The following is a 5,715-nucleotide window of genomic DNA, read 5'->3' as shown; positions in this document are numbered from 1 at the left end:
CGCTGGTTTCGACCCGGTCTATGGGGCGCGGCCGCTCAAGCGGGCCATCCAGCAGCAGCTGGAAAATCCGCTGGCGCAATCGCTACTGAGGGGTGAATACCTTCCCGGAGATACCGTTCACGTGGACGTGGAAGACGAGCGGTTTACCTTCAAGCGTTAAATTGAGGGAAGTCGTCTGTAAACAAAAACCGCCGACATCGATGTCGGCGGTTTTTTATTGGCGCAGTGACTGCCGGCAGACGCGCCCTTAGCGAGCCTCGCACTTTTCCAGCGCGCTGCGGGTGTCTTCCACCATTTTGTCTCTGGCTTCCTGATCCAGCACTTCCATTTCGCCGGTCTCCGGGTTCTTGCGCCGCACGGTAGGTTTGTTTGTCAGTGTTTCCAGGTTCTTGCGGTGTTGTTCGCAGCGCTCCTGGGCGACGGCATCCGGTTCCGTTTTTAAGCGTTGCTCTTCTTTGGCCTGGGTTGCTGCGGCTTCTTTGGCTTTTTGTGCCGCGTTGCGCTTGGCCTCAAGGGCCTCAATCGCCTCGCTTTGATCGGAACTGGCATTGGCCCGGGTGTTTACTTCAGAGGCGTTTACGCCCTGCGGTGGCTGGGCGTCGTAATGGGTGACGCCCTTGTCATCCACCCATTTGTAGAACTTGGCCGCCGGGCTCAGGCTGGAAATGGCAAGCAGTGCGCCCCCGAGAAACAGGCTGAATTTTGTCATGGTGTCAGTCTTCTTATGATTTCGGTTGATCCATCAGACTTTAGCATGACGTGATAAGGGGATTTTCTGCAACCTAAAGTCGATCAAGGGCTTTGATTGGCCGCACATTTCTGCCAAAATTATGGCTTTCCGGAGATCGGGACCCGCATTCGCTTACCGGCGTGTGTGAGGCCGGGACCCGGGGCACCGTTACCGCGATGTCCTGCCAGCAGTATCACTGCACTCTCGTCCCGCTGTGGGAGCCTCCGGAGGTTTCTGTTTTCAAAGTGGGATGACTCCATCTGTTTTCCCCCTATCCAGACAGCGCCTCCAGAATCGTCTCTCTGCCTGCGTCTGTGTCGGCCACCTCCGACAAGACCCCAGAGCATCCAAATACGGTGCTTTAATCCGCAGGCAGCAAGCTCGCAGGCTGTTCAACGGTCTGCCAGAACACCGTCCCGCTGCGTGGCAGTGGGTTGTATGCATTCAAATTTGAGGTAGCAACCGTGGAAATGTTATCCGGCGCGGAAATGGTGGTCCGTGCGCTGCAAGACGAGGGAGTGGAGTACATCTTCGGGTATCCCGGAGGGTCCGTACTGCACATTTACGATGCATTGTTCCAGCAGGACTCTGTCAGCCACATTCTGGTTCGTCACGAGCAGGCGGCCACCCATGCGGCGGACGGCTATGCCCGTGCCACCGGCAAGCCCGGCGTGGTCATGGTGACCTCCGGGCCTGGCGCTACCAACGCCATTACCGGCCTGGCCACCGCTTTCATGGACTCGATTCCCATGGTGGTTTTGTCTGGTCAGGTTCGCTCTGACTGGATTGGCGATGACGCCTTCCAGGAAACCGACATGATTGGTGTGTCCCGTCCGGTGGTGAAGCACAGCTTCATGGTCCGTGACGCCAAAGACATTCCGGAAATCATGAAGAAAGCGTTCTACATCGCTACCACTGGCCGCCCTGGTCCGGTGCTGGTGGATATTCCCAAGGATCAGACGGCGCCGAACGTCAAGAATCCTTACGAATATCCCAAGAAAGTGAAGATGCGCTCCTACTCTCCGGTCAGCCGTGGTCATTCCGGCCAGATCCGCAAGGCGCTGGACGAGCTGATGAAAGCCAAGCGCCCGGTGATTTACGCCGGTGGCGGCGTGGTGCAGGGCGAGGGCAGCGAGCTGCTGACCCAGCTGGCCCATCGCCTCAACTTCCCGGTGACCAATACCTTGATGGGGCTGGGCGGCTTCCCCGGCACGGATCGTCAGAACGTGGGCATGTTGGGCATGCACGGCACCTACGAAGCCAACATGACCATGCACAGCTCCGATGTGATTCTGGCGGTGGGCGCCCGTCTGGACGACCGGGTGACCAACAACGTGAAGAAGTTCTGTCCGGGCGCCAAGATCATTCATATCGATATCGACCCGGCGACCATCTCCAAGAACATCATGGCGCACATTCCCATTGTGGGCCCGGTGCAACAGGTGCTGGAAGAGATGCTGGCGGCGCTGGACGAGCACGGCGGCGAGCCGGACCGCAAGGCGCTGGAGCGCTGGTGGGAAGAAATCGACGGCTGGCGCAAAGTGCATGGCATGCGGTATGAGACCAACGAAGACGGTCCCATGAAGCCCCAGCAGGTGGTCCAGGCGTTGTACAAGGCCACCAAAGGTGATGCCTATGTGACCTCCGACGTGGGTCAGCACCAGATGTTTGCGGCTCAGTATTACCAGTACGACAAGCCGCGTCGCTGGATCAACTCCGGTGGCCTGGGCACCATGGGCTTCGGCCTGCCGGCGGCCATGGGCGTGCAGTTTGCGTTCCCGGAAGCAACAGTTGCCTGTGTGACCGGTGAAGGCTCCATTCAGATGAATATCCAGGAGCTGTCCACCTGCCTGCAGTATGGTTTGCCGGTGAAGGTCATTAACATCAATAACCAGGCGCTGGGCATGGTTCGTCAGTGGCAGGACATGCAGTACGGTGGCCGCCATAGCCAGTCCTACATGGAGTCCCTGCCGGACTTCGTCAAGCTGGCCGAGGCCTATGGCCATGTGGGCATGAAGATCACCAGGATTGAGGATCTGGACGGGGCCATGGAGGAAGCCTTTGCCCTGAAGGATCGTCTGGTATTCATGGATATTTATGTTGACCCCACCGAGCACGTATACCCGATGCAGATTGCAGACGGTTCCATGCGCGACATGTGGCTGAGCAAGACGGAGCGGACCTGATGCGTCGAATTATTTCTATCCTGATGGAAAATGAGCCGGGCGCACTGAGCCGGGTAATCGGTCTGTTCTCCCAGCGGGGTTACAACATCGAAACCCTGTCGGTGGCGCCCACCGAAGACAGCACCTTGTCTCGCCTGACGCTGACCACCTTCGGTAATGATCTGAAAATCGAGCAGATCACCAAGCACCTGAACAAGCTGATCGAGGTGGTCAAGCTGGTGGATCTCACCGAAGGTCCGCACATCGAGCGCGAGCTGATGCTGATCAAGGTGAAGGCCACCGGCGCTCAGCGTGCTGAGGTGAAGCGGTCCGTGGATATTTTCCGTGGCCAGATCGTGGATGTGACCAGCACGGTCTACACTATTCAGCTCACCGGCGCTTCGGACAAGCTGGACGCCTTTATCGGCGCCATCGGGGAAACCCAGGTGCTGGAAGTGGTCCGTTCCGGCGTGTCCGGCATTGCGCGCGGCGAGAAGGTGTTGAGCTTGTAGAAAGCTCGACGCCTGACGCTAGATGCCAGATGAAAAAGCCGCTCTTCGGAGCGGCTGGTTTTAAGTGTCAGGCATCGGGCCTTTCGGTGTCAGGCGTCACTGACCTGCGACCAGAACGCGTTGATCAGTGGTTCTTCGAGGCGTCGTTCCTGGGTGAACAGTCCCACTTCATAAGGCGCCAGCGCTGGCTGCACATCCAGCGGCCGAATGCGTGCCGACAGCGGGCTGTTATCCAGTACGATCTTCGGTACCACTCCCACCCCGAAACCCAGGCTCACCATGCTGACGATGGCCTCGTTGCCGCTGACCTGGGCATAAATACGGGGCTTGACGCCAAGCTGTCGGAACCAGCGGTCGGTGCGCTCCCGGGCCAGGCCTTCTTCGGAGAGAATCATGGGAATGTCTTCCCAGGCCGTCCTGTTCGCATTGCCGCCCAGTCGCTCTGCCAGCTGTGGTTGACTGGCCGGGCCTATAAAGAGCAGGGGGGAGCGGGCGATGGGGCGAAAGGCGGTGCTGGCGGGCAGGTGGTCAGGACGGGCACCGATGGCGATGTCTTCCTCGCCCTGCTGGACACGGTGAACGGCCTGGGCCGGGTCGCCGGTGTGTAGCTTGAGCTCGATACGTGGGTACTGATGCCGGAAGCTGCTGAGAATGTCATAGAGGAAGCTGTAGCTGGCGGTGACCGAGCAATACAGACTCAGCTCCCCTTGCAGTACCCGCCGGTCTTCCTGCAGGGCATGGCGCAGATTATCCCATTGCGTCAGGGTGTCGCGGGCATATTCCTGGAAACGTTGCCCCTCCCGGGTAAGGGTGACGCTGCGATTATCCCGGTAGAAGAGCGGGGCGCCCAGTTCATTCTCCAGTTGTTGCACCGTGCGGCTCAGAGTGGAGGGGCTCACATGACACATGGCGCTGGCGCGGCCGAAATGCAGGGTGTCGGCCAGAGTGAGGAACAGACGCAGGGGCTTGGTATCCATAGGGCTGCCATGTTGCAGTAATTGGAATGCAATGTTTCAAATATATCATTTTACGCAATGTGGTGAATCCCCTACAGTACCCGCCCATCAGGCAGGTGCGTAGCGCGTACCGGGCCTCTACCCTTTTTCCTACTTGAAAAGAGCCAGAGCTATGAGCATGCAAGTGTATTACGACAAGGATTGCGACCTTTCCATCATCCAGGGCAAGAAAGTGGCTATCCTGGGTTACGGCTCCCAGGGCCATGCCCACGCCTGCAACCTGAAAGATTCCGGTGTAGACGTTGTTGTCGGGCTGCGCACTGGCTCCACATCCATCGCCAAAGCCGAAGCCCATGGCCTCAGCGTGACTGACGTGCCGTCTGCTGTTGCTGCTGCGGACGTGGTAATGGTGCTTACGCCTGACGAATTCCAGGCGCAGCTGTACAAGTCCGACATCGAGCCGAACCTGAAAGAAGGTGCAACCCTGGCCTTCGCCCACGGTTTTGCCATCCATTACAACCAGATTGTGCCGCGTGCCGATCTGGACGTGATCATGATCGCCCCGAAAGCGCCGGGCCATACCGTACGTACCGAGTTCACCAAAGGTGGCGGTATTCCTGACCTGATCGCGATCTTCCAGGATGCGTCCGGTAGCGCCAAAGAGCTGGCTCTGTCCTACGCCTGCGGCGTGGGCGGCGGCCGCACCGGCATCATCGAAACCACCTTCAAGGACGAGACTGAAACCGACCTGTTTGGTGAGCAAGCAGTCCTGTGTGGTGGCGCGGTTGAGCTGGTGAAAGCGGGCTTCGAAACCCTGACCGAAGCGGGCTATGCCCCGGAAATGGCGTACTTCGAGTGTCTGCACGAGCTGAAGCTGATCGTTGACTTGATGTACGAAGGCGGCATCGCCAACATGAACTACTCCATCTCCAACAACGCGGAGTATGGTGAGTACGTGACCGGGCCGGAAGTGATCAACGACGAGTCCCGTGCGGCCATGCGCAATGCGCTCAAGCGCATCCAGAGCGGCGAGTACGCCAAAATGTTCATCGCGGAAGGCGCGCACAACTACCCGTCCATGACGGCGGCCCGTCGCAACAATGCGGCGCATCCCATCGAGCAGGTGGGTGAGAAGCTGCGTGGCATGATGCCGTGGATCCAGGCCAACCAGATCGTGGACAAGAGCAAGAACTAAGCTTTTGTGACGCTCCCAAAAAACGCGGCTTCGGCCGCGTTTTTTGTTTGGGGGCACTGCGTTACACTAGCGCCATCATTAATGGGTGGATAACCATGCAGGATAACGACAAGACAACAGCGACGGATACGCCGGAAACCTTTGAGGTTGTGGAAGC

General features: G+C 58.7%; 6 protein-coding genes and 1 pseudogene. 5 read left to right on the top strand and 2 right to left on the bottom strand.

Annotated elements, in window-relative coordinates:
* The coding region (locus A3754_RS28725; RefSeq protein WP_156496954.1) for a hypothetical protein at positions 1–160 on the top strand (160 nt) is incomplete at its 5' end.
* An 87-nt stretch (positions 161–247) separates the two neighbouring features.
* On the opposite strand, the gene A3754_RS11255 is transcribed toward A3754_RS28725, so the two are convergent.
* Complete coding sequence (locus A3754_RS11255; RefSeq protein WP_063519754.1) at positions 248–709, bottom strand: DUF4124 domain-containing protein; 462 nt, start codon at positions 707–709, stop codon at positions 248–250.
* Positions 710–1,194: 485 nt separating this feature from the next.
* Here A3754_RS11255 and A3754_RS11250 point away from each other — a divergent pair, with 485 nt between their 5' ends.
* Positions 1,195–2,916, top strand: coding sequence for an acetolactate synthase 3 large subunit (locus A3754_RS11250; RefSeq protein WP_063519756.1), 1,722 nt, complete (start codon positions 1,195–1,197; stop codon positions 2,914–2,916).
* Positions 2,916–3,407 (top strand): acetolactate synthase small subunit, encoded by a 492-nt coding sequence (gene ilvN, locus A3754_RS11245; protein ID WP_039926852.1) that lies wholly within the window; start codon positions 2,916–2,918, stop codon positions 3,405–3,407. Before A3754_RS11250 ends, ilvN begins: the two co-directional genes overlap by 1 nt.
* An 89-nt stretch (positions 3,408–3,496) precedes the next feature.
* Here ilvN and ilvY read toward each other — a convergent pair whose 3' ends face one another.
* Entirely contained in the window at positions 3,497–4,384 is an 888-nt protein-coding gene (gene ilvY, locus A3754_RS11240) for an HTH-type transcriptional activator IlvY (protein ID WP_063519753.1), read from the bottom strand.
* A 157-nt stretch (positions 4,385–4,541) separates the two neighbouring features.
* Between ilvY and ilvC the strand changes: the two genes are divergently transcribed.
* Both ilvC and A3754_RS28535 read left to right on the top strand, forming a co-directional pair.
* A complete protein-coding gene (ilvC, locus tag A3754_RS11235; protein WP_063519755.1) occupies positions 4,542–5,558 on the top strand; it encodes a ketol-acid reductoisomerase in 1,017 nt (338 codons plus the stop codon).
* Positions 5,516–5,715, top strand: a pseudogene (locus tag A3754_RS28535) (hypothetical protein); the annotation flags it as partial. The gene ilvC and the pseudogene A3754_RS28535, both read left to right, overlap by 43 nt.

Source organism: Alcanivorax sp. HI0083 (assembly GCF_001635175.1).
The sequence above is the reverse complement of the archived record's forward strand: the minus strand, read 5'-3'. Positions and strand labels throughout refer to the sequence as shown.

What these genes read in the sequence shown, in the direction of transcription:
- A3754_RS11255 (WP_063519754.1), bottom strand. Translation starts at nt 709, where the DNA reads ATGACAAAATTCAGCCTGTTTCTCGGGGGCGCACTGCTTGCCATTTCC.
- ilvN (WP_039926852.1), top strand. Translation starts at nt 2,916, where the DNA reads ATGCGTCGAATTATTTCTATCCTGATGGAAAATGAGCCGGGCGCACTG.
- ilvY (WP_063519753.1), bottom strand. Translation starts at nt 4,384, where the DNA reads ATGGATACCAAGCCCCTGCGTCTGTTCCTCACTCTGGCCGACACCCTG.
- ilvC (WP_063519755.1), top strand. Translation starts at nt 4,542, where the DNA reads ATGCAAGTGTATTACGACAAGGATTGCGACCTTTCCATCATCCAGGGC.